We start from the raw sequence: 22,831 nt of genomic DNA, 5'->3' as shown, positions 1-22,831 counted from the left end.
ACGCGGTGACAGCGTCAATGGAATGGCTCTCAACACGAACGCTCTCCGGGATCCCGAGTTTGTGAGTTTCCTGAGTCTGTCGAAAAATCAGGGGCGATTCCCTCGTCCACAGCCGCCTCGGCGATACCGCTCCCCGCGGAACGGGAGCGGAGCCGTCTGGGAGTCGATTTATCAACAGCCGGATAGACACTCAAGGCACCTTTCCTCCACAGACTCCACGGCGATTCCCACAGGTTATCCACAAGCTGTTGACGTGTCTGTGCATGACGGTGCATTGACGCGGAGGCTTTTGCGGAATAAGTTCTATGCTTGACCCCGGAAAACCCGAGGATGCGTGCGGAAGGGGAAGCCGCACGAGTCTTCGCGAGCGCCTGGGGCACTATGCGGCTGAGGGCATGTCGGGACACGTTTCCCGGCCTGTCCTCAGCCGTTTTTCCACAGGGTTATCCACAGCCGATCCCCTGCCGTGGCTATTCCGGCTCTCGTTCACTACCGTGGAAGTCTCCACAATGCCGAGGCGAAGGGGCCGAGATGTTCAGAATCTTTCCGAGCGTTCCGATCACGTGGCGTTCGTCCTCGTGCATCCAGTTCGGTGCCGATGATCCTGTGCTCATCGATGGTCTGCTGCCCGGCGATGCCAGTCTCATCGAGGATCTCCGCCTCGGCATCGGCTCGGCTCAGTTCTATGCGCGCGCTCAGGAGCTCGGGGTCGACCTCAGCAGGGCAAGTTCCCTCATCACCCTCCTCGGCGAGGCGAGTGTGCTCGTCCCCGACGATGCAGACAGCGGCACTGTGCCGAAAGGGTCACCGGTCTTCGCCGCCGCGCGTACATTCAATCTGTCGCCGGATCGCGTCTCACAAGTCCTCGGATCGCGGCCGGTCCTGGTCACCGGCCCGCTGCGTGCCCATCTCGGCGGACAGCTGGCCGCCCTCGGATTCGCCGTCGCCGCGGACCACCGTGTCGAAGAGCTCGACCTCATGGCGGCACCAGTGGTGATCACGAGTTCACATCTGGTTCCGGATCTGAATTCCGCGATGTGGCTCAGCGATCGCGAAGTCGACCACTGCCAAGTCGTCCTCGGTGAGCAGACGGTGGAGATCACGGGGCTCATCCGTCCCGGGTCGACGCCGTGCTCTGTCTGCGCATGCCTGCATAGAAAGGACAGTGATGCCGGGTGGCTCGATCAGCATCCGCGTCTGCGTGCTCTACCCGAACGTGAGAGCCTGAGCGACCCCGCAGCGCGGATCCTCGGTTCAGCGCATGTCATCCAGATGCTGCGACAGGCCCTGCTGCGACCCGAGGTGGAACCCGTCCGTCGAGTGGTCACCTTGGATGCGGGAGAGATCACGGACACCGGACTGGTTTTCCACGACCGGTGCCGATGTCGCACACCGGTCCCCGACTTCGGGTCAGTCGCCGAGCAGGCCCAGTAGGTTCGCTCCGTAGAGTTCGAGTTTGGTCGCACCGATCCCGGGGACCCGAGCGAGTTCGTCGAGGCTGCGCGGCCGAACCTCTGCGATGACCGACAGCGAGGTGTCCGTGAGCACGAGGTAGGGCGGCAGCCCCTGCTCCATTCCGATCCGAACCCTCCACCGGCGCAGACGGTCCAACAGCTCGAGGTCGATGTCGGCAGGACAGTTAGAGCATCGTCCGACGGCACGATCGACCTGTGAGACCAATGCCCGCCCGCAGCTGCTGCAGCGGTTGAGAGTCGCAGAGCTCGACGGTGCGCGACCGTCCCCCATCGTCGGCCCGGACTGCCCGAGTTCGGTGAGGAAGCGCGAGGATCTCCGCGGCTTCTGCTTCGAATCGAACCTGGCCAGCGACCAGCTCATCCGCAGGTCTGTGCCGGCACGAGTCAGTGCCACATAGAACAGACGCCGCTCCTCGGCGATGGCTCTCGGTGTCTGGGCGTAGCTGATGGGCAGCAATCCTTCGCTGAGGCCCACCAGGTGCACGCTGTCCCATTCCAAGCCCTTCGCGGCGTGGAAGGACGCCAGAGTGACGCCTTCGATGTCCGGGGCGAACTGATGCTCGGCACGATCCGACAGATCGTCTAGGAAGACCTCCATCGGCACGGGCAGCTCCTGACCGTGCTGATGTTCTTCGGCGAGGTCGACGAGAGCTTTGAGCGATTCCCAGCGCTGCCTGCCGGCTCCGGCCGCAGGCGGCTCACGAGTGAAGCCGAGTGAACCGAGGACCTCCATCACAGCTTCTGGCAGACGCTGACCGCTCGAGGTCGCTCGTGCGGCTTTGAGCATGAGCACGGCTTCTTTGACTTCTTTGCGAGCGAAGAAGCGCTCTCCGCCACGCAGCACGTAGGGGATTCCGGCTGCGGCCAGCGCCTGCTCGTAGGACGGGCTCTGCCCGTTGGTGCGGAAGAGGACCGCGATGTTGCGAGGACGCCGTCCTGCCTGGATCTCGGCGGAGATTGCTTGGACCACTCCGGTGGCCTCGGCCTCGTCGGTCGGATACTCCACCATGCGCGGCTGACGGCCCATGGGGTTGTCGGTCCGCAGAGTCAGCGCGGTCCGCGAGGTGTGCCGCAGCAGATTGTTCGCCGTGGACACGATGGCCTGGGACGACCGGTAGTTGCGCACCAATCGGATCGTTCTGGCCTCGGGCATCGAGGTGCTCAGCGATCCGAGCAGACTCGCGTCGGCTCCGGCGAAGGTATAGATCGTCTGGGCGGGATCACCGACGACACAGAGATTGTCACGGGGGCCCAGCCACCGGGAGAGCACATCGTATTGGAGCGGCGAGACGTCTTGGAATTCGTCGACGACGAAGTGTCTGTACTGTTCGCGGATCTCGGCTGCGATGGCAGGATACTCGGCCAGAACACCCGACAGCACGAGGAGCACATCGTCGAAGTCGAGCAGCCGTCCTCGCGTCTTCGCCTCCCCGTAGGCTTCGAAGATCCGAACCATGTCCTCGACACTCAGCTGGCCGGGGAGGTCCCGGGCCGCCGCCTTCGTCGCATAGTCTTCGACACCGAGCAGGGAAGAAGCCGCGAACTCGATCTCCGACGCGACGTCCCTGGTCAGCTCCCGGCTGGTCTCCAGCCCGAGACTCTGCATGACCGAGCCGATGATGCCCGCCTTGTTCTCGATGATCCGCGGAAAATCTCCCTCGGCGAATCGGTCCCAGAAGAACCGCAGCTGACGCAGCGCCGCGGAGTGGAACGTGCGCGCCTGAACCGCAGGAACTCCGAGACCGCGCAGTCGTGAACGCATCTCCCCCGCTGCTTTCGCTGTGAAGGTCAGAGCGAGGACATGGTTGGCCGGGAACACCTCGGAGGCGATTCCATAGGCGATCCGGTGCGTCATGGCGCGGGTCTTGCCTGTGCCCGCACCGGCGAGGACGATCACCGGAGAGTCGAAGTGGGTGGCGACAGCACGCTGTTCATCGTCCAGGGCCTCGAGCAGGGCCGTGGCCGAAGCGTTCATGCGTTGTCCAACCAGCTGTGCAGGAGCTGACCGGCGATGGAGATCGTCGACGGGGCGCGCACCTCACTACTGGCAATGGCGTCCTTCAGCTCCTCCCGGGTGAACCAGCGCAGGGAGGCGATCTCCGCTTCGTCAGCGGCGAAGTCGCGGCTGGGAGCGACTGCCGAGAAGCCGAGCATGAGCGAGCAGGGAAACGGCCACGGCTGGGAGCCCAGATACCGCGGTTCGGTGACTTCGAGGTGAGCTTCTTCCCAGATCTCGCGAATCACGGCGTGTTCGAGCGTCTCCCCCGGTTCGACGAATCCGGCCAAGAGCGAATACCGATCGGACTCCCACGCGGCGTTGTTGCCCAACAGGACACGCTCGACACCGTCCTCATCGGTGTTGACGATGACGACGATGACGGCAGGATCGGTGCGGGGAAAGTGTTCGCTTCCGGTCTCCGGGTCGCGGCGGACCCATCCGCCCAGGACGGGAGTGGTCGGGGTGCCGGTGCGCGGTGAGAATCGGTGAGCGCGATGCCAGTTTCCCAAGCCGACGATCTCACAGGCCAGGGAGACCTGCACATCGTCGAGAGCCTCGGCGAGGTGACGCAGGGGCAGCCAGACAGGTTCGGAACTGTCGATGCCCTCGCCCGGCGCGGTGAGCTGGTCGGAGGCGTCCCGGGCGCGTGAAGCGTCCAGTCGGGCATCGATGTGGCTGCGACCGTCGTCGTCCAGGGACACTCCGATATAACGGGTGCCCTGCGGATCACGACCGAGGTAGACCTCCGTCTGTCTTTCCGGAACCTGTTCGCGGTCCGTCAGGAACAGTCCGCCGCCGGCGACGAGCAGCGTCCCGCGATGTTCGAAGACGGCTCGGGCCCCTGAGGTCCAGATCTCGCTGAGGTCTCCGTCCTGGCCCCGAGTCAGATGGTCCCGATCGATTCCGTGTCGGGCGAGACTGATCGGCTGCACTGGAGGCAATGGCTTCATGCCCCCACGATATCTCAGCGTCCTGACACAACGACCCTGACCGTGCCTGCCCGATCGGAACCGAAAGTCGCCTCAGCAGACACGCTCGACGGCGAGTCCCGTGTCACAGCCGAACCCAGACGGTAGATTGGGGAAGGTGGATACCAAGGCGCTCAAGTTGACTGCGATCGCGGCGACGATGCTCGACGGCTTCGTCCCGACCTCATGGACTCCCCTGCCGCCGTTGGACGCCGGAGTCAGAGTCCTGCTCGACGATGACGATCAGCAGCTCGTCGCAACGGCTCAGACCCAACTCGATCGGACCGCGGACATCGGCTCGTCTGCTGAGGCCGGACGCATCTACGATTCCATGTATCCGCATGCGGACTTCGTCTGGCCGCGCCTGCGGGCCATCACCGAGGTGGACGCCGACTACTTCGACACCACGTCTCCGACGACGGTGACGCTGGCCGATCCGCTGCCGGGTGCACCCCTGGGAGATGTGCCCATCGCCGACACCTCGCGGGCGAGTTCCTTGGCGCAGGCTCTGGCGACTCTGCATTCGGCAGCGCCCGAGCCCGTCTCCGATGCGGGCTTCCCGGTGGAGGATCCTTCGCGATCGCAGTTCCTCATCCTCGAACGTCTCGATCAGGCGGCGAGCACCGGTCGAGTGCCGTCGTCTCTGCTGCAGCACTGGGAAGAGGAATTCGAGAAGGTCGCGCTCTGGCACTTCCTCGCCACACCCATCCACGGCTCTCTCGATGAGACGAGCGTCTATACCGATCAGGAACGAGTGCTCGCTCTCGCGGAGATCGGTCGTCTGCGCGTCGCCGATCCGGCCATCGATCTGGCAGCGGCTTCTGCGCTGATCGATCCTGCCGCCCTGCCGACCTTCTACGAGGAATACCGCAACTCCCGGCCCCACGCGGATGAGCACGTCATCGCCCGTGCCGAGCTGTTGGCCGAATTCGCAGTGCTCGACTGGCTGCTCGAAGCCGTCGACTCCGGGGATGAGACGGCTATCGAGGATGCCGCCGAGCTCCTCCGTTCATTCAATGAGGTCCTCTTCGGCAGCACAGCCGATGACGCTGCACCCGCTCAGGGGCCGACCGCGGATTCCGCTGCCGGTTCTGCCGGCGATGCGGTCTCTGGCAAAGCCGCCTCTCGTGATGCACAGAGCTCTCGCGGTGCACAGCCAGCGACGGCAGCGGCAGGAGCCGACTCCCCCGACGTCGAAGCCGCGATCACAGAGACCGCAGCCGCCGATGTGTTCATTCCCGGAGCTCAACCCGCGGCAACAGGCTCAGATGACGATTCAGAGTTCGACTCCGAGCCGGGATCGCAGGTGCGGACCGAACCGACTCGGGACTCCGACGAAGGTGATAACGGGGAAGAGACCGGCCGGATCCGCTGATCTCAGCCGGAATCCGCTGTACTCGGCCGAAGTCCCGGCTCCACTGAACTCAGCCGAGATCGTTGGCTTCCAGCCATGCGACGACGTCGTCCTCGTCAGGAAGATCCGTGAACTGCACGATCTCATCGCTGCCGACGAAGTAGAACGTCCCGGTCACCTCGGTGATCTCCGGATGCACGCGCAGAATCGCGAACCGGTAGAGCGCCAGCTGCCATTTCATCACTTCGAGCACTGCGGCATCGGGCTTCTTCGACGTCTTCCAATCCACGACTTCGGCATGATCCCCGGTGATGAAGACGGCATCGATCTTCCCCGGCACCCGGAATCTGCCGAGGACGAGTTCGAAGGACATCTCCACATGGTCGGCTCGACGCGTCGCGAACTCGGAGGCTGAGAACGTCGCCTGCAGACGTTCGATCGTCTCGGCGTCGATCGGTCGCACCGATTCGTCTTCGCCGATGTCGATGCTCGACTGACCGAAATGCTGTTCCACCCAGGAATGGAAGGTCGTTCCGATCTCGGCCGCTCGGCTCGGCGAAGTCGGGATCGGGCGGAGGGTCTGCGTACGGAATCCCTGAGGGTCCCGTCGCCAGGCGACCAGGGCCGTCGCCGACAGACGATCGGGCATCGCCGCCGCGGACACGGATTCTGGGCGGTCGCCGATGCGCAGGGCCTGAGAGGCGAAGCGTCCGATCACTCCCGGCTCTTCAGCCAGAGACTCCAAGCTGACGTCCGGGCTCGCGTCGACCCAGCCTGCTGCGCGCTGTGCGGCGGCAACCTGCCTCGTGCGGGGCACCGGCCATGGGGTGGTCTCGATCCGGTCCGCCGCCGATTCGTCGGCCGGTTCGGGAATTTCCACCTCCAGCCCCAGGGCCTCGATCGCTTCGGTGAGGAAGGGCGAGGGATCGTCGGGGACGGCGCGTGAGCCCATCAGTTCGGCTCCCAGCCACAGATGCCTCTTGGCGCGGGTGAATGCCACATAGGCCAGGCGGCGCTCCTCCCCCTCGTGCGCGTCGGCGATCCGTGGGCGGATGAAGTCTCCGATCCACTCGTCCAGGGCCTTCTTCGTATCGAATTCGGCTTCCCGCAGGTCGAAGTCGACGAGATGAGCGCGGTCACCGCGCAGCGGGTACGGCAGGGCGGTGCGGTCCATCCACCCTTCCTTGTCCCGCGGTTCGGTCGGAAAGTCCTTGACCACCAGGGAGGGAACGGCGACGGCGTCGAACTCCAGGCCCTTCGAGGCGTGGACGGTCATGATGTTGATCGCGTCCGCTGCCGTCGTCGGTTCAGCGACACTGAGGGCATCGTGGGCTTCCATGAGGCTGAGCCAGGACAGGAAGCCGGTGATCGAGGGTTTGTCATCGGTGGCCGAATACTGGCTGGCCGCGGACAGGAACGCGTCGACGGACGCTCGGTGCAGATTGCGCGGGGAGTCGCTGAGACCCCAGATATCCGAATCAATTCCGGTCTCTGACATGGCGGTGCGGATGATCGAGGCGACGGTGCCCGTACCCGACCGGGTGGCTCGCAGCGCGCGTGCCAGCCGCACCAGACGATGCAGCGCCTCCGAGCTCAGACCGGATTGCTCGTAATCGGCGACAAGTCCTTTGTCGGCACCTGTTCGCGCTCCCTGGTCGAGAGCACGTTGGACCTCGATGAGTTCATCGATGCCCTCGACGATCGTCGCCTGGTCGATGGCTTCGGCGATGACATCCTCGGTGGCCGGTTCAGCCCTGTCTGCGGCTCGCCTCTCCGTCTGACGACGGGTGAAGGCCTGCAGTCCCGCAATGTCGCCCGCGCCGAGGCCGAGCATCCGTCCGCTGATGAGCCTCATAATCTCGTCACCGGCCATCGGATCGACCGCAGCGGTGAGCACTGCACGCAGATCGGCGACGAAGGGGTCGGTCAGCAGCCCGGAGGAGCCATGGACATGAACAGCGAACCCGGCGGCCTCCAAAGCCGCCGCAACCGGTGCGAAGTGGGCGCGTTTGCGACACAGCACGGCTTTCGACGAACCTACGGGGACGGTGCGGAACCATTCCGTGAGTGCACGCAGGCCGTTGGTGAGGAAATCAGGGTCGTGGGCACCGGAGTTGATCTCGACGCTGACTTCTCCGTCTCCGGCTCCATCGCGGGCCGACAGCGGGGACTCATTGCTGTCGGCGAGTCCGGCGGCGATGCGATTGGCGGCCTGCAGGATCGTCCGGTCGTTGCGCCAGCTCGTGCTCAGAGACAGGGATTCGACATCGCGGAAATCCGAGGAGAACCGGACCATGTTGTCCGCACTGGCACCGCGCCAGCCGTAGATGGCCTGGCGGGGATCGCCGACCGCGGTGACGGCAGTGGAATGGAAGAGATCGCGCAGGAGCTTCAGCTGAGCCACCGAAGTGTCTTGGAACTCGTCGAGGAGGACGATCTTCCACCGGGCCCTTTCGGCCTCGGCTGCGGCCGGCACCTCGTCGAGGATGCGCTGAGCGAATCGCACTTGGTCGGAGAAATCCATGGCCAGGTTGCGGCGTTTCGCACGCATATAGGCATCGGCTAGCCGAGCCGTTCGGATCTTGGCTTCGAGCTTCGCCCGTCGCCCGTTGGGGTCGACGGGTTTTCCTTTGCTGGACACCAGCGCGGCCAGGCACTGCTCGAGATAGTTCGTGACTTCGTCGACATCTCGACCGTGATCATTCATCTGCCCGGCCAAGGCGATGATGTCGGCGATCATGGTCTCGCGTGAGAAGTCTCCGGGGATCTCGTCGGGTGGTGTGGAATCGATGAGATTCCCTGCGATGGTGTGCGCTGCAGCGTCATCCAGGAGGACCGTTTCGGGTTCGATGCCGATGCTCACCCCGTGTTCGCTGACGATCGATGCGGCGTAGGAGTTGTATGTGGACACGGTCGGGTTGTCGAGACCGGGCAGGGACAGGTCCTGGCCGCGCCCGAGGTTGTGCCGCAGGCGGGACAGCAGCAGGCGAATGCGTCCGCCGAGTTCACCGACGGCTTTGCGAGTGAAGGTCAGCCCGAGGATCTCTTCCGGAGAGACGTACTCATTCGCGACCAGCCACACCACGCGCTGCGAGATGACGGTGGTCTTTCCGGAACCGGCCCCGGCAGTGACTTTCATCGACTGTGCGGGGTCCGCTTCGATGATCACCTTCTGCTCGGGGCTGGGTGGGAAAGCCTGGGCAGGGTCGGCAGCCGTGAGCTCGGCAAGGCGCTCGGCGGTGAAGCGCATCAGGTCTCCTCCAACATCTTCGGACCGATCGCCGGGCACGATGATCGGACGGGGCACGACAGGCACTTCTGCGGGTCCACCCGGGCTGGGAAGCTCGCGGCACGCATCCTGCCGGACACGTCGTCGATGAGCTCTCGCGCCCAGTCGGGGTTCTCATCGACGTCCAGCGCCGACTGCTCCCGAACCGTTCGGGCAGACTTGCGCAGGAAGACGAGTTCGGCGCCGAAGGCATGCGCGTCGATCTCCCGGTCCTCACCGACCCTGATGGTGCCGGAATTGATCGCCTCCTGATACACACCCAGCTGGGCGTGCCGGTCCATCTCCTTGCCGGCGACGACATTCCTGCCGGTCTTGAAGTCGACGATGCGCAGTCCGCCCTCGACTTCCTCGACTCGATCGAGTCGTCCGGTGACCTTCCACTCACGTCCGTCTGCGTCCACGCCGACCGCATAGACCTGCGCTTCGACTCCGACGAGGCGGCCCGGCGTCTTCTTGATGTAATCGCCGAGGCGGTCGGCCATGCTCATCGCCACGTCGAATTCCCGTTCGCGTTCCCATTCCGCATCGAATTCCAGAGACGCGAACTCCGTTTCCACAAAGCTTCGGATCGCTGAGGTGGGTCCTTCCGGATAGTTCTCGGCGGCGGCGTGGATGATGGTTCCGAGATTCTGGGCCGTCGACATCGGGCGGTCACCGCCGTTGCGGGTGAGGAACCACCGCAGGGAGCAGTCGGTGAATGCCTCGACCTGGGAGGGCGAGACGCGGACCGTATCCGAGTCTGTGTAGAGCGGCTCATTCGTGGTGACGTCCTCTGCTTCGCGCCACTGCGTCGGTGATTCCACCGCCAGTGAGGCGTTCGAGAGTGCCCGCATCAGTGCCGCCCACGACTGTGTGTCCGGGTCCGGCATCCCAGAGCCGTCCGGAGTCTCAGAGCTCTCCGGGCTCTCGTCCGGGTTGGTCTCCGAAGCCGCCGTCGCAGCGCTCGTGCCTTCGTCATATTCGGCTGCCGCGGTCTGCAGCAGGTGGGCACGAGCGTGCGCAGCCATCTCCGGCAGCGTCAGCGGAGGCAGCTCATCCTCATGAGTGATCGCATAGCCGTCGCCTGCCTCGGAGCCCGTAGCCGAGCCGGCGGCGAGCACATCGAAGAACGGGGACGGTTCTGTCTCCGCATCGGTGACGGCAGTGACGATCACGTGCTCCTGGGCCCGGCTGAGTGCGGTGTAGAACAGCTCGCCTTCCTCGCGCAGGTTCGTCCTTTTCGCATGGGCGTGGTAGCCGGGGTCGCCCGTGACCGTCTCACCGGTGGCAAGCACCGCTGTGAGGTCGGTGAGGCCGAGGATTCCGCCGCGCAGCTTCGGGTTCGGCCACACGCCTTCGTTGACTTCGGCGATGATCACCAGAGGCACACGCACATGGGCGAGAGAGGACGGCGTGCCCACCAGGACGTGATCGGCGAATCCGGCGGTATCGGCCAGGGAGTCCTGGGCGATGTCCTGTTCGGCGACGATGCCGGCGAACGACCGGGCGGTGAATCCGCCGCGGTCGGCGATCTTCTCGGCCAAGGCGAAGAGTCGCAGCACGGAATCGAGATAGCCGTTGGTCACCGATTCCGGATCACGCAGGGCTTCGGACTGCCATCTCTCCGCGACCCCGGCTGCGTCCCAGATGCTCCACAGCGCCTGGTGGGGGTCGGTCGTGCCGACCTCTGCCGCGGCGTGGAGCATCCGCGAGATCGTGGCCAGTCCCTGTGGGGACGAATCGTCGATCGGGCTGCGCAGTGCCTGAGCCAGCGACGCCGTGCTGCTGGATGCAGGGAACTGTCTGCGCACTGCTCGTCGGAACCGGCGGATCTGCACGGGGTCGAGGCGGACGTAGATGCTGCCGGCCAGGGACAGAGCGAGGTCGGCGATCGACTCGTCATCGTCGAAATCAGGGGCAGTCGAAAGCAGGTCCAACAACGGTGCGGTCGCGGGGTCGACATTGAGCGGCTGCATGAGAGTGGCGATCGAGACCCCTGAGGCTCTCAGCTCATTGGCGATCGCGCGAGCACTCGACGAATTGCGGCAGATGAGTGCGACATCGGACCAGCTGTGCCCCTGTTCGACGAAGTTCGTGATCCGACGGGCCAGATATCGGTGTCCGGACGCACTGCCCTCGAATACGTGCGTCTCCACGGCAGGCTCGGACGACACGGTAGACAGCCCTTCAACAGGTGCCGCCGTCGGAGCTGATTGCGGCACGCTCGCTGACGCCTCAGCGGAAGCCGCAGAATCAACAGCATCCTCGAGGGAACGTGGGCGCGGCATATGACCGGTCGACCAGCGCGTGGTGATCCTGGCTCCGAAGCCGTCGATGGTCGTCGCCAATGCAGGGTCGACATCCCACTGACGATCGAGCACGACCGTTTCGAAGCCGGCCTCGGCCGTCGCCCGATCGATGATCGACGCGTCGGCTCCGTGGAAACGTCCGGTCACCGTCTCGGGCGAGCCGAACAGAGCGATGGCACTCCCCCTGGCGCGCAGTTGTTCGAGGATTCCCCAACTGGCGGCAGGGAAGTCCTGGACCCCGTCGGCCAGAACCACTGAGGGCAATCGGTCGGGGGCGAACGTCCACGAACGTCCGGCCGTCACCTCGGCGGGTTCACGGAAGATCTCGAAAGCGGCGAGGGCGAGAACGGTCGCGGAGTCGACGCCCCCGTATCCGGGCATGGACATGATGCCCAGATATTCGTCGAGGATCTCAGCCACGGCCTCCCACCGAGGGTCAGGGTTGTCGGCAAGGGCACGATCCAGGGCGCTGCGACCGAAGTCGAAGACGTGCTCGGAGGTCTCCGACGACGGGCTGGGAGTGCGCATGCCGAAGTCGAACTCCATCACGCGGTTGAGCGCGTCGCGGACCTCGGTTCGGAAGGCCGAGGTCGAGCGCACCTCGGCGGTGATCTCCGCCGGCCACGCCGGGCCGCGGGAATGGCCCAGTTCGTGGCCGCCGAGGAGATCGGCGAGGAACACATCCTGATCGGCACCGGAGATGAATTCGAGGTCCTCCCCGGTCCGCGTCGTATGTGCGGCACGGGCGATGCCGTACGCGAACGACGCCAGACTGCGGGCCGGGGCGGAGGACAGAACGGCATCGGCAGGCAGCTGAAGACGGTTGCGCAGCACATCGGCGTGATCACGGTCGGGTGTGAGAACGAGGACCGAGGCGGGGTCGATCGTCGACACCAGCTGTGCATAGAGCGACTCGAGCAGAGTCGTCTTCCCGGTTCCCGGCCGTCCGATGATATTCAGGCAGCCGCCGGAGAGCAGGGTGCTGCCCATCCGCTGCGTCATCTCATCCATACTCGTATTCCATCACGGCCCGCTGACATGAGACTTCCGAGCCCCTGACCGGCGCGTCGTCAATGTGACAGCGCGGATGCCCGATGCACAGCCTGTCTTCGCGTAGCATTGAAGAATGTCGAGTCCACAACAGAGATTGCCCCGTGACCAGCGCCGCGACCAATTAGTGGGAGTCGCACGCTCCGTTTTCGCCACCCGTGGATATCGGACGACCTCAATGGACATGATCGCCGAGGCAGCCGGTGTGTCCAAGCCTGTGCTCTATCAGCACTTCGATTCGAAGCAGGACCTCTACCTGGCGCTCATCGATTCCTCGGCCGCGCTGCTCGACTCTCGGCTCGCCGAAGCTCTGGGATCGACCACCGATCCGCATGAGCAGGTCCACGCGACCTATCGCGCGTATTTCGACTTCGTGGTCTCACACCGCGAAGAGTTCGTCATCATCTTCAATTCGGACGTCTACGAGCCGAAAGCCGAACAGAAGCTGCGCGCGCTGCGGGAGAGTTCGGCTACACGGGTCGTGTCGGCGCTGAAGAACTTCGCCCGCCTCAGCGACGATGAGGCACAGCTGCTGTGCCGGGCTCTCATCGGCACCGCCGAGGTCGTCGTCAAGCAGATCGACTCTCATCGCGGTGTCGACGTCGACACAGCCGTCGAACTGCTCACCCAGATGAGTTGGGGCGGACTGCGGTCGTTCGCGGATCGCTGACGTTCCACCGGCCGCTCAGCCTTCAGCGGAATCCATGGGGAAGAAACCCAAGCCTGCGGACGTTAAGCTGAACACAGTCCAATCCGTCATCGATCACCGAGCATCGGCACAAGGAGCACCATGGAAATCAAGATCGGCGTCAAGCAGACTCAGCGCGAGATCATCCTCGAAACGGACGAAGATGCGAAGGCACTCGCAGCCCGCGTCGAAGAGACGATCCAGTCCGAGGGGCTGCTGACCTTCACCGACACGAAGGGCCGTCAGGTATTCGTTCCCTCCGCTTCGCTCGGCTACCTCGAAATCGGTGCCGAGTCACCGCGTCGTGTGGGCTTCAGCGCCTGAGAAACACATCAACAGCAGCAGGGCCCCGGTCATGATGACCGGGGCCCTGCTGCATCCGCTGCGGAATGGTGTCTCAGATACAGAGTCAGGCGACGAGGCCGAGTGCCGACATCCGCTTCGAATGGTTCGACGTCACCGCCGGGATCAGTTCGACGACGAGGTCTTCGTCGAGGCCGAGGACCGGGTCGGTGAGCAGACTGCGGGCACGGCCCAGGGTCTCTGCGACGAGCTTGCGCCCCCACAGGGCCAGCCGCGAAGCCAGCTGTGTGTCGACGGCCACTTCGGATGTCAGACGATTGCGCGCATATTCGCTGGCACGTGTATCATCGAGAATTGCAATAGCCAGGCTGTATCCGGGCTCCGCGAGTTCGTTCACCGCCGTGCGGTAGAAATCATTCATGATTCCGTCGAAGACGAATCCCTTCATGAGGCTTTCGTACCAGTCGCGAGGACGAGTCCTTTCAGCCAGAGTGCTGAAGGTCGGTTCGAAATGCTGACAGAGCTCGATCACATCCTGGCCCATCTGATCGATGTGCTGTGAGAGCTGTTCGAAGTTCGCGAATGACTGAGAGGCCAGCCGCGCCAGGATGACTTTGTCATCCAGATCCGCTGCGGTCGTCGCGTTAGTGGCCATACGTTCGAAACCGGTCAGCTCGCCGAACGCCAGAAGTGCGAGCGTTGCAGCATCATTACCGGCCAATGGGACAGAATCGGGCATAGTTCAAGACTACCGGTTCGCACCATGACAAGCGCATACGCGCTAAAAGGAGTTTGGAATATGGCGGAGACGGAAGCGGATTTCGCGGAACTGGGAGTCGCCGGACCGATCGTGGCCTCGCTGGCCTCGGCAGGAATCACCCACCCCTTCCCCATTCAGGCGCTGACGCTGCCCGTGGCACTGTCGGGCGCCGATATCATCGGGCAGGCGAAGACGGGCACCGGAAAGACCCTGGGATTCGGCATCCCCCTTCTCCAGCGCGTCGTCGGCAAGACCGAGGATTCGTCGGTCACCTCCGACCCGGAATCGACTCCGGACAGCGTGGGCGATGGCAAGGAGCCGCGTCTGCCGCAGGCCCTCGTCGTCGTTCCCACCCGTGAGCTGGCCAAGCAAGTTGCGGCCGATCTCGTCACCGCCTCCGTGCAGCGCGATATCGACATCATGACGATCTACGGCGGCATGGACTTCGACCCGCAGATCAACCGCCTGAAGTCCGGCGTCGACGTCGTCGTCGGCACGCCCGGTCGCCTTCTCGATCTCTATGGTCGCAAGATCCTCAAGCTCCACCGCGTGCGCACCGTAGTCCTCGACGAAGCCGACGAGATGCTCGACCTCGGCTTCCTGCCCGATGTCGAGAAGATCATCAACGCCGTGCCCGCGCACCGCCAGACGATGCTCTTCTCCGCCACCATGCCGGGAGCGGTCATCACCCTGGCCCGGCGGTACATGAATCAGCCCACCCACATCCGCGCACAGGACCATGAGGACCTGTCGCTGACGGGCAAGAACACGACGCAGTTCGTCTACCGTGCCCACTCGATGGACAAATCCGAGCTCGTCGCCCGCATGCTCCAGGCCGAGGGCCGCGGTCGCACGATCATCTTCACCCGCACCAAGCGCACCGCCGACAAGCTCGCCGCCGAACTCGAGGATCGCGGATTCGCGGTCAAGGCCCTCCACGGAGATCTCGGTCAGTCACAGCGCGAGAAGGCCCTGAAGTCCTTCCGCGACGGAAAGGTCGACGTGCTCGTGGCCACGGATGTCGCGGCCCGCGGAATCGACATCGACGATGTCACCCACGTCGTGAACTATCAGTGTCCCGAGGACGAGAAGACCTACGTCCATCGCATCGGACGCACCGGTCGAGCCGGCAACTCCGGTGTCGCCATGACCTTGGTCGACTGGGATGACATGCCCCGCTGGCGCCTCATCAACAAGGCCCTGGGCCTCGATTTCGATGAGCCCGCGGAGACCTATTCGACCTCCCCGCACTTCTTCTCCGACCTCGGCATTCCGAAGGGCACCAAGGGTCGGCTGCCGCGCCAGCCCTCCGACGGTGAGGACGAGAAGTCCACCGGTGAGCGCAAGGGCCGTGGGTCCGATCCTCGCGGTTCCGGTCGCGGCCGTTCCGAATCCCGCCGAGGCGGCTCGTCCGACCGTCGTGACTCCTTCTCCGCCTCCGGTGGCGAAGACCGCAAGCCGCGCCGCCAGCGCAGCCGTCGCCGCACCCGCGGCGGCAAGCCGGTCAACCGCGCGCAGAGCGGTCAGACAGGTCAGGGCGGCCACCAGGCCACCGACTCCAGCGAGGACTGATCCGTCCGCAGGCGAGAGCGATTCGCCGCGCAGACTTTACGTAGGGCCCCGACCACCCGGTCGGGGCCCTACGTTCATCCTGTGTTCAATTCGACCCCCGATCCCGTTCAATTCTGTGACCGATGATGATCGGACGCCATGTCATCGAGTACGAACGAGAGTGAGTCATTGTTCGGTTCACGCCGGTTGGACGACGAGTCCCCCGCAGCTCCTGCCCGGGTCGACCTCTCCACCGCGGAGCCGACGACGACACCTTCCCCGACCACACAGTCTGAGGCCCCGACCGCACAGTCCCAGACCCCGACTGCACAGCCGAGGATCCCGAAGACGCATCGCCATGACGTCGACGTCATGCGAGTGCTCGCCGGACTCACAGTCATGATCGGCCATTCGGGCGGCGTCCTCATCGGACGCTCCGACGAGGGCAGCGATGCCTGGTGGCTCGGCCACCTCGCCGAGGCGGTCAATCCCTGGGCCGTGCCGATGTTCTTCATGATCGCCGGTTGGGCCGTGCTCGCCGGCGCACCCCCACGCACCGAAGCGAAGATGTGGGACCGCATCGTCCGCCATGTCGTGCCCTTGGCCGCCTGGTCGGTCATCTTCGTGCTCGGCTTCAACCTCTTCGACACCGATGAGGTCAACGTCCGCCACGACCTCGCCCGCAGCTTCCTCGAGGCCGGACGACCGGCCTTCCACCTGTGGTATCTCTACGCGTACATTCCGCTCATCCTCGTCTTCGGCACGCTCGTCCTGTTCTGGAAGGGACAGCGCCCGTGGAAGCTCGCGACCCTCGCCGTCGTCCTCGCGGGATCGACCGTCTGGGCTCCGTTCGCGCTCGAACTCATCGGCTCGGATCAGGATGCATGGAAATGGGACTTCGCGACGTATCAGGTCGTCTACTTCACCGTCGGGGCCTTCGTCATCCACCACGCATATGAGCTGCGTCCGCCGATCTGGACGCTGTGCCTGCTCTTCACAGTCTCGGCGCTCGGCGTGCTGTGGTGGGAGTCGCGACGGTCCTATCCGATCGAGAATGCGAACCCGCTCATCATCGGACTCGCTATCAGCGTCATCCTCCTCGTCTCGCGCATCCGCCTCGGCGAGCGGACGAAGAAGGTCTTCACGACGATGGCGACGGCATCATTCGGTGCGTTCCTCGTCCACGTGTTCTTCCTCGAGCTCTTCTTCGAACGCCTCTTCGACGTCGATGCTGCGCCGGTCCTGCTCGTCATCCAGTATCTGGGTCTGCTCGCCCTCATGGCCGCCCTGTCCTATGGGCTGAGCTTCGCCTGGGGAAAGCTGCATCTGCGCAGAATCCTCGGCTGACCTCAGCCCTGAGATGACGTCGGGGTCGGTCCCGGGGTGCAGGTTGGCGCGGCCAGCGGCTGTTGCCGGAATCAGCCCTGGATGTAGTCGACTCCGCCCGGCCGTGAGGCCGCACGCTCGAGCAGCTTGGCGAACATATGGTCTGAGGTGACGTGCTCGCCGAGGCGGTTGGGTTTGCCTGTCCCGTGGTAGTCGCTGGAACCGGTGACGATGAGATCGTGCTCATGTGCCAGACGCCGCATCGCCTCACGCTCCTGCGGAGGGTTGTCGCGGTGGTCGACTTCGAGTCCGTCGAGTCCGGCGGTGATGAATTCGGTCATCGCCGAATCAGGAACGACGCGACCGCGCATGGCCGCACGCGGATGAGCGAAGACCGAGACTCCCCCGGCCTCCCGGATCAGCCCGATCGCCGTGATCGGGTCGATCGTCGGCAGGGACACGTGGTATTTGCCCTGGCTGGACAGAATCGATGAGAACGCTTCTGTGCGGCTCTCGACGACGCCGGCTGCCACCAGCGCATCGGCGATATGCGGACGTCCGATCGTGGCGTCCTCGCCGGAGACCGAGAGCACAGCATCTATGTCGATCGGATAGTCTTCGGCGAGTCGCTCGATGATGAGGTGCGTTCGGTCGAGGCGTGCCCGCCGCGTCTCCTGCACGACCTCGGCCAGCCCCGTGTCGTATGGGTCGTGGAGGTAGGAGAGCAGGTGCACGCTGATTCCCTCGTAGCGACAGGAGATCTCCATTCCCCTCACCAGTCCGAGCCCGTAGACGCGGGCGGCATCTTCGGCAAGGGTCCAACCTGCGGTGGTGTCGTGGTCGGTGAGACCGACGACGTCGATGCCCTCCATCGAGGCTTCTGAGATGAGTTCGGAAGGGGTCTGGGTCCCGTCCGAGAATGCGGTGTGCACATGGAGATCGATGACCATGGTGACAGTGTATCTGCATCTGTCGTTCCGACTTCCACCTGTACGCACCATGTCACTCCGCCCGTCTAGACTGGCGACATGACAGAGCAGAACTCAGATACCCCAGACTCGACTCAGAACCTCGCAGACCGCGTCAACAACCGCTCACATCGCCCGAATTCCACCGCCTTCCGCGACTTCGTCGCCTCCGGATGGGATCGCACTCCGCTCAACGCCGAAGCTCTCGCCGCCGCTGGTTTCACCCCGGCCCGACGGGACGCCGTTTCGGCAGCATTCCCCGGTGAACGGCTCGTCGTTCCCGCCGGCGGACTCAAGGTCCGCTCGAACGACACCGACTACCGCTTCCGCGCGCATTCCGCGTTCATCCACCTCACCGGTCTGGAAGCCGATTCCGAACCCGACGCCGTCCTCGTCTTCGAACCCGAGGGTGACAGCCACGACGTGACGCTGTACTTCCGCCCCCGCGCCGGTGCCGATACCGAGGAGTTCTTCTCCGATTCCCGCTACGGCGAGTATTGGGTCGGTCCGCGCGCGGACCTCGAAGCGATGTCCACCATGACCGGCATCGCCACGGAGAGCTCCGCGACCGTCGATGACGCCATCACCAAGGATCTCGGGGCCATCTCGGTCCGCCTCGTCCGCCAGGCCGATTCCCGCATCGACGGAGTCATCGACCTCGCTCGCACCCAGGTCCAGGCCGATCTCGAGACGTCCGAGGCCGGGGATGCCGAACTGGCTCAGATGCTCTCCGAGCTGCGCCTGATCAAGGATGACCACGAGGTCGAGCAGCTGCGCAAAGCCGTCGCCATCACCCGTGCCGGTTTCGACAATGTCGTGGAATCGCTGCCGAAGGCGCTCGGCCACCGTCGTGGTGAGCGAGTCGTCGAGACCGCGTTCGAGACCGCCGCTCGCTCCGACGGCAACGGAGTCGGCTATGACACGATCGCCGCCTCGGGCAACAATGCCTGCACCCTGCACTGGATCCGCAATGACGGTCAGGTCCGCGACGGCGATCTCATCCTCGTCGATGCCGGAGCTGAAGCCGATTCGCTCTACACTGCGGACATCACTCGCACCCTGCCCGTTTCGGGCACCTTCACCGAGGTGCAGGCGAAGATCTACGACGCTGTGCTCGAAGCCTCCGATGCAGCGTTCGCCGTGGCCGCCGACCACCCCAACCGTCCGGTGAAGTTCCGTGAGGTCCACGAGGCGGCCATGGAGGTCATCGCGAAACGTCTCGAAGAGTTCGGTGTGCTGCCGGTCTCCGCTGCCGAGTCTTTGTCTCCGGAAGGACAGCAGCACCGCCGATGGATGGTCCACGGCACCAGCCATCACCTCGGCCTCGACGTCCATGACTGTGCTCAGGCGAGAGCGGAGATGTACCTGGACGCGACCATCGAACCGGGAATGGTCTTCACCATCGAACCCGGACTGTACTTCAAGTCCGATGACCTGCTGCTGCCCGAGGAGTTCCGCGGCAACGGCGTGCGCATCGAGGACGACGTTCTCGTCACCGCCGACGGAGTCGAGAACCTCTCCGCCGACTTCCCCCGCACCCGCGCCGAGATCGAGGCCTGGGTGCAGGGGCGGTCCCAGGACTGCTGATGGCCTCGGATGCCGCACGCGGTTCCGGCCCTATCGCGCAGCCCGGCCCGTTCCGCGGGCGCGGAATCCTCGAGATCCCCGGTATCCGCCTCGGCCATGCCGGTGAGTTCACCGCTGCCCGAATGACGGGGATCACCACCGTGCTGCCCCCGTCCGGTTCGACCATCGGCGTCGATGTCCGCGGAGGCGGTCCCGCCACGCGTGAGACCGACGTCATCGCGCCGGGTACGCACTCCTACGGCGCCGATGCCATCGTCCTCACCGGCGGGTCCGCGTTCGGCCTGGGTGCCGTGTCCGGCGTCGTCGACACCCTCGCCGAGGCGGGACTCGGATTCCCCGCTCCCGGACTCGCCGGCGCGGTCATTCCGCTCGTCCCCGCCGCCGCGATCTACGACCTCGGTCGCGGGGACGGCTCCGTGGCCCCGCCGAGACCGAACGAAGGCGCCCAAGCGACACACGCGGCGCTGTCCGGTCGGATCGACGAGGTCCGTGGCAGCGTCGGAGCTGGCCTCGGTGCCCGGTCGGGCTTTCAGACTCTGCGTGGAGGACTCGGATCCTTCGCCGTCCGACTGCCCAGCGGGACCACCGTCGCGGCACTTGTCGCGGCGAATTCGCTGGGGACGATCGGCACCCCGTCGGGCGGCCTGTGGTTGGAGCCGCTGCTGCGCTCGATCGGTCTCGATCTGCCGACGGTGCAGGGTCTTCCCGCCGCACCGCCGGCGGATTCCGGGACGGCGGCGAAGAACACGACGATCGCGATCGTCGCCACTGACGCACGACTCGACCCGGCTCAGACCACACGGATGGCCGCGGGAGCGCATGCCGGCATCTCACGAGCAGTGCAGCCCTCGCACACTCTCTTCGACGGTGACACGGTCTTCGGCATCGCCACCGGAGCCGATGAGCTGCCGACAGACCGCGACGCCGCCACTCGCGAGCTCGTGATGATCACCGCAGCGGCGGCCGATGCTCTCAGCCTGGCGATCCTCGACGCCCATGCTTCGGCGACACCCGTCGCCGGGGCATCGGGGCAGCCGCCGACACTGAGCGAGATCGCACCGGACTTCACCTCTGCGTTCACTTCACTCTGAACGCAGAGACGGGGCCCGCCGTTCGGCGGGCCCCGCTTCTCTCAGCAAGTCCAGCACTCAAGCGGTGCCATCCGAGGGCCGCGCTGAGATGCTGCTCCTGCTGGACTGTCAGTCGTTGCGGACCGACTGTGCCTCTTCGGAGTCAAGACCCTTCGGATCCCGGACTTCCTTCTTCTGCTGAGCGTCGAAGCCGTCCTGACGCAGCAGCTTCTGCGATTCGGTCTTCGCCGCGGCCTCGTCCTCGACCACGGTGAACCGAACCGTCTGGGTGAAGTCACGACCGTAGCGGTCGGTTCCGGTCACCTCGGCGGTGTGGGTGCCCAGATCGAGATCCGAGGGGATCTCGGTCCGCCACAGGTGCGAGCTCGACTGGCCGACGCTGCCGGAGGTGCGCAGATTCTGCGAAGCTGTGTACGGATCGGTATACTCCCAGCCCTTCGCCAGGGCTTCGCCCTTGCCCGGCTGAGTGTGCTCGGAACGCTTCGGTGCCTTGCCGTCGAAGCTGACCTCGACGCGGGCGTCGGAGGTGCCTGCGAGGAAGCTCGACGTCAGCCAGGTCTCACCTTCCTTGAGGTCATCGCGGGTGACGACGCGTTCGGACACTGCCTCCGGCGCCTCACCTTCCTTGTCTGCGTCCTGCCACTCCTGTGCCTTCTGCGCCCAGTCACGCCACTGCGGCGAGTTCACTCCGAGCAGCAGCTGATGGTCATCTGATTCGTTGCGCACGGTGTAACGTTCGCTGCGCGATGCCCCGTCGTATTCGAGAGTGAGCACGCCCGGCTCGGAAGCGTCCTGAGTGAATGAGTACGGCAGTCCATCGGCGTTGAGGCCTCCGGAGTACCAGTCACCGGAGACGGCACCGGCGACGATCTGCGTGTTCGGCAGCTTCTCGATCCCGGCTTCCGCCCATTCCTTCCGCGTCTCCCCTGCAACGAGGTTCTCCTGCGTGTGGGTGTGCCCGCCGACGGTCACAGCATTCGGATAGTCGGCGATGACGTCGTAGAAGTCCTTCGCATTGTCGACGACGACCTCTTTGTGCGTGAGGATGGGCGCGTGGGTGGCGATGACGACCTGCGCGTTCTTCGGCACGTTCCTCAGATCGTTCTCCAGCCAGGTCAGCTGCTCCTCGGAGATCTTCTCCTTGTACTTCTTCCGGTTCGCCTTGCCTTCGTATTCGATGCTGTCGAGGACGACGAAGTGGGTCTTGCCGACGTCGTAGGAGAAGTACGAAGGTCCGAACTGATCACGGAATGTGTCGAGGGCATGTGAGTCATCGACGGCGTCGTAGTCCTGATCGTGGTTGCCCGGTGCCACGCGGACAGGGCCGTTCATCTGCGAGTAGATATCGCGCAGTTCGTCATTGAGGCTGAGGTCGTCACCGACGTTGTCGCCGAGCAGGAGCACTCCGCAGGCTCCGTAATCGCTGCGGTCGGCAAGGTCGCCGACGGCTCCGTCACGGGCGTAGCCCATCTCCGTCATGTCATAGGCCTGGGTGTCAGACGCGATCGGGCAGTTCTGGTCGTCCTTCGCCGAGGCCTGCGATTCGATCATCGGGAAGTTCACGGCCTTCGGCGTCTCACCTGTGGGTTCGATGCCTCCGAACTCCAGTTCGCCGGAGCCTTCGGGCAGGTGGTTGTAGCTGAACTGTGCGACCTTGTCCTCATCGACGGGCACCTGCCATCCGGAGGGCTGAGTGATCGAAACGGTCATGTTCTCTCGCACGGGCAGCTCGTAGCGGCCGTCTCCGTCGGTCTGGACGACGTCGACTCCGTTGCTCACCGCGACGCCGGATACGCCCTTCTCATCACCATCGAGCTTCGAGTTCTCGTTGACGTCGTCGAAGACCTGTCCGGTGAACTTCTTCGGATCGTCGGCCTTGCCGCGGTCGACCTGGACGTGGCCTTCGTAGAGTTCGGCCGGCGCGTCCGCGGCCATTGCCGAGGTCGGTGAGAGAAGCGGAGCGAAGAGTGAGAGCGCGGCGCAGGCTCCCAAGCCTGCGGCAGCGGTGCGCGGGCGGATTCGTCGTGTCTGCATGGATTTCTCCTGTATTCGACTGTGGTGGGTTCTGCCGAGAAACGACCCTAGGGAGACGGGGCGACAACGAGATGAAGCAGGCAGGACGGCTTGATGAATA

15 protein-coding genes are annotated in these 22,831 nt (G+C 64.8%); 8 read left to right on the top strand and 7 right to left on the bottom strand.

All coding sequences use genetic code 11. From position 1 onward, the window contains the following. Window positions 1-531 precede the first annotated feature (531 nt). Window positions 532-1,434 carry a hypothetical protein gene (locus tag GUY30_RS07340; RefSeq protein WP_167195682.1) on the top strand — a complete coding sequence of 301 codons (903 nt, stop codon included), beginning with the start codon at window positions 532-534 and terminating at the stop codon, window positions 1,432-1,434. On the opposite strand, the gene GUY30_RS07335 is transcribed toward GUY30_RS07340, so the two are convergent. Both GUY30_RS07335 and nudC read right to left on the bottom strand, forming a co-directional pair. Further along, window positions 1,411-3,450 (bottom strand): ATP-dependent DNA helicase UvrD2, encoded by a 2,040-nt coding sequence (locus GUY30_RS07335; RefSeq protein ID WP_167195678.1) that lies wholly within the window; start codon window positions 3,448-3,450, stop codon window positions 1,411-1,413. The genes GUY30_RS07340 and GUY30_RS07335 overlap by 24 nt on opposite strands. Next, window positions 3,447-4,424: an NAD(+) diphosphatase gene (gene nudC / locus GUY30_RS07330; protein ID WP_167195675.1), complete on the bottom strand. Its 978-nt coding sequence runs from the start codon at window positions 4,422-4,424 to the stop codon at window positions 3,447-3,449. Before nudC ends, GUY30_RS07335 begins: the two co-directional genes overlap by 4 nt. A gap of 136 nt (window positions 4,425-4,560) precedes the next feature. On the opposite strand from nudC, the gene GUY30_RS07325 reads away from it, so the two are divergent. Then, window positions 4,561-5,817 carry a protein kinase family protein gene (locus GUY30_RS07325; RefSeq protein ID WP_228281794.1) on the top strand — a complete coding sequence of 419 codons (1,257 nt, stop codon included), beginning with the start codon at window positions 4,561-4,563 and terminating at the stop codon, window positions 5,815-5,817. Between the two features lie 49 nt (window positions 5,818-5,866). Here the strand turns inward: GUY30_RS07325 and GUY30_RS07320 are convergent, their stop codons facing one another. Then, the gene (locus GUY30_RS07320) at window positions 5,867-9,046 is read right to left on the bottom strand and encodes an ATP-dependent helicase (protein ID WP_167195672.1); all 3,180 of its coding nucleotides are present in this window, start codon (window positions 9,044-9,046) and stop codon (window positions 5,867-5,869) included. Then, entirely contained in the window at window positions 9,046-12,384 is a 3,339-nt protein-coding gene (locus GUY30_RS07315; protein ID WP_167195669.1) for a PD-(D/E)XK nuclease family protein, read from the bottom strand. The genes GUY30_RS07320 and GUY30_RS07315 overlap by 1 nt, the downstream gene beginning before the upstream one ends. 115 nt (window positions 12,385-12,499) lie before the next feature. Here GUY30_RS07315 and GUY30_RS07310 point away from each other — a divergent pair, with 115 nt between their 5' ends. Beyond that, a complete protein-coding gene (locus tag GUY30_RS07310) occupies window positions 12,500-13,093 on the top strand; it encodes a TetR/AcrR family transcriptional regulator (protein WP_228281793.1) in 594 nt (197 codons plus the stop codon). A 120-nt stretch (window positions 13,094-13,213) separates the two neighbouring features. Continuing rightward, window positions 13,214-13,435 (top strand): DUF3107 domain-containing protein, encoded by a 222-nt coding sequence (locus GUY30_RS07305; protein WP_167195666.1) that lies wholly within the window; start codon window positions 13,214-13,216, stop codon window positions 13,433-13,435. 85 nt (window positions 13,436-13,520) lie between these two features. Here GUY30_RS07305 and GUY30_RS07300 read toward each other — a convergent pair whose 3' ends face one another. Further along, on the bottom strand, window positions 13,521-14,153 hold the full coding sequence (locus GUY30_RS07300) for a ferritin-like fold-containing protein (protein WP_167195663.1): 633 nt from the start codon (window positions 14,151-14,153) through the stop codon (window positions 13,521-13,523). Window positions 14,154-14,213: 60 nt separating this feature from the next. On the opposite strand from GUY30_RS07300, the gene GUY30_RS07295 reads away from it, so the two are divergent. Next, window positions 14,214-15,746 (top strand): DEAD/DEAH box helicase, encoded by a 1,533-nt coding sequence (locus GUY30_RS07295; RefSeq protein WP_167195660.1) that lies wholly within the window; start codon window positions 14,214-14,216, stop codon window positions 15,744-15,746. A gap of 168 nt (window positions 15,747-15,914) precedes the next feature. Then, window positions 15,915-17,072: an acyltransferase gene (locus GUY30_RS07290; protein ID WP_167195657.1), complete on the top strand. Its 1,158-nt coding sequence runs from the start codon at window positions 15,915-15,917 to the stop codon at window positions 17,070-17,072. 71 nt (window positions 17,073-17,143) lie between these two features. On the opposite strand, the gene GUY30_RS07285 is transcribed toward GUY30_RS07290, so the two are convergent. Next, window positions 17,144-18,001 (bottom strand): PHP domain-containing protein, encoded by an 858-nt coding sequence (locus GUY30_RS07285; protein WP_167195654.1) that lies wholly within the window; start codon window positions 17,999-18,001, stop codon window positions 17,144-17,146. Between the two features lie 78 nt (window positions 18,002-18,079). Between GUY30_RS07285 and GUY30_RS07280 the strand changes: the two genes are divergently transcribed. After that, entirely contained in the window at window positions 18,080-19,606 is a 1,527-nt protein-coding gene (locus GUY30_RS07280) for an aminopeptidase P family protein (protein WP_167195651.1), read from the top strand. Further along, entirely contained in the window at window positions 19,606-20,697 is a 1,092-nt protein-coding gene (locus GUY30_RS07275; RefSeq protein ID WP_167195648.1) for a P1 family peptidase, read from the top strand. Before GUY30_RS07280 ends, GUY30_RS07275 begins: the two co-directional genes overlap by 1 nt. A 108-nt stretch (window positions 20,698-20,805) precedes the next feature. On the opposite strand, the gene GUY30_RS07270 is transcribed toward GUY30_RS07275, so the two are convergent. Further along, window positions 20,806-22,731 carry a calcineurin-like phosphoesterase C-terminal domain-containing protein gene (locus GUY30_RS07270; protein WP_167195645.1) on the bottom strand — a complete coding sequence of 642 codons (1,926 nt, stop codon included), beginning with the start codon at window positions 22,729-22,731 and terminating at the stop codon, window positions 20,806-20,808. Between the last annotated feature and the right edge of the window lie 100 nt (window positions 22,732-22,831).

Source organism: Brevibacterium pigmentatum (assembly GCF_011617465.1).
Classification (GTDB): domain Bacteria; phylum Actinomycetota; class Actinomycetes; order Actinomycetales; family Brevibacteriaceae; genus Brevibacterium; species Brevibacterium pigmentatum.
This window is presented reverse-complemented; position numbering and strand designations above follow the sequence as displayed.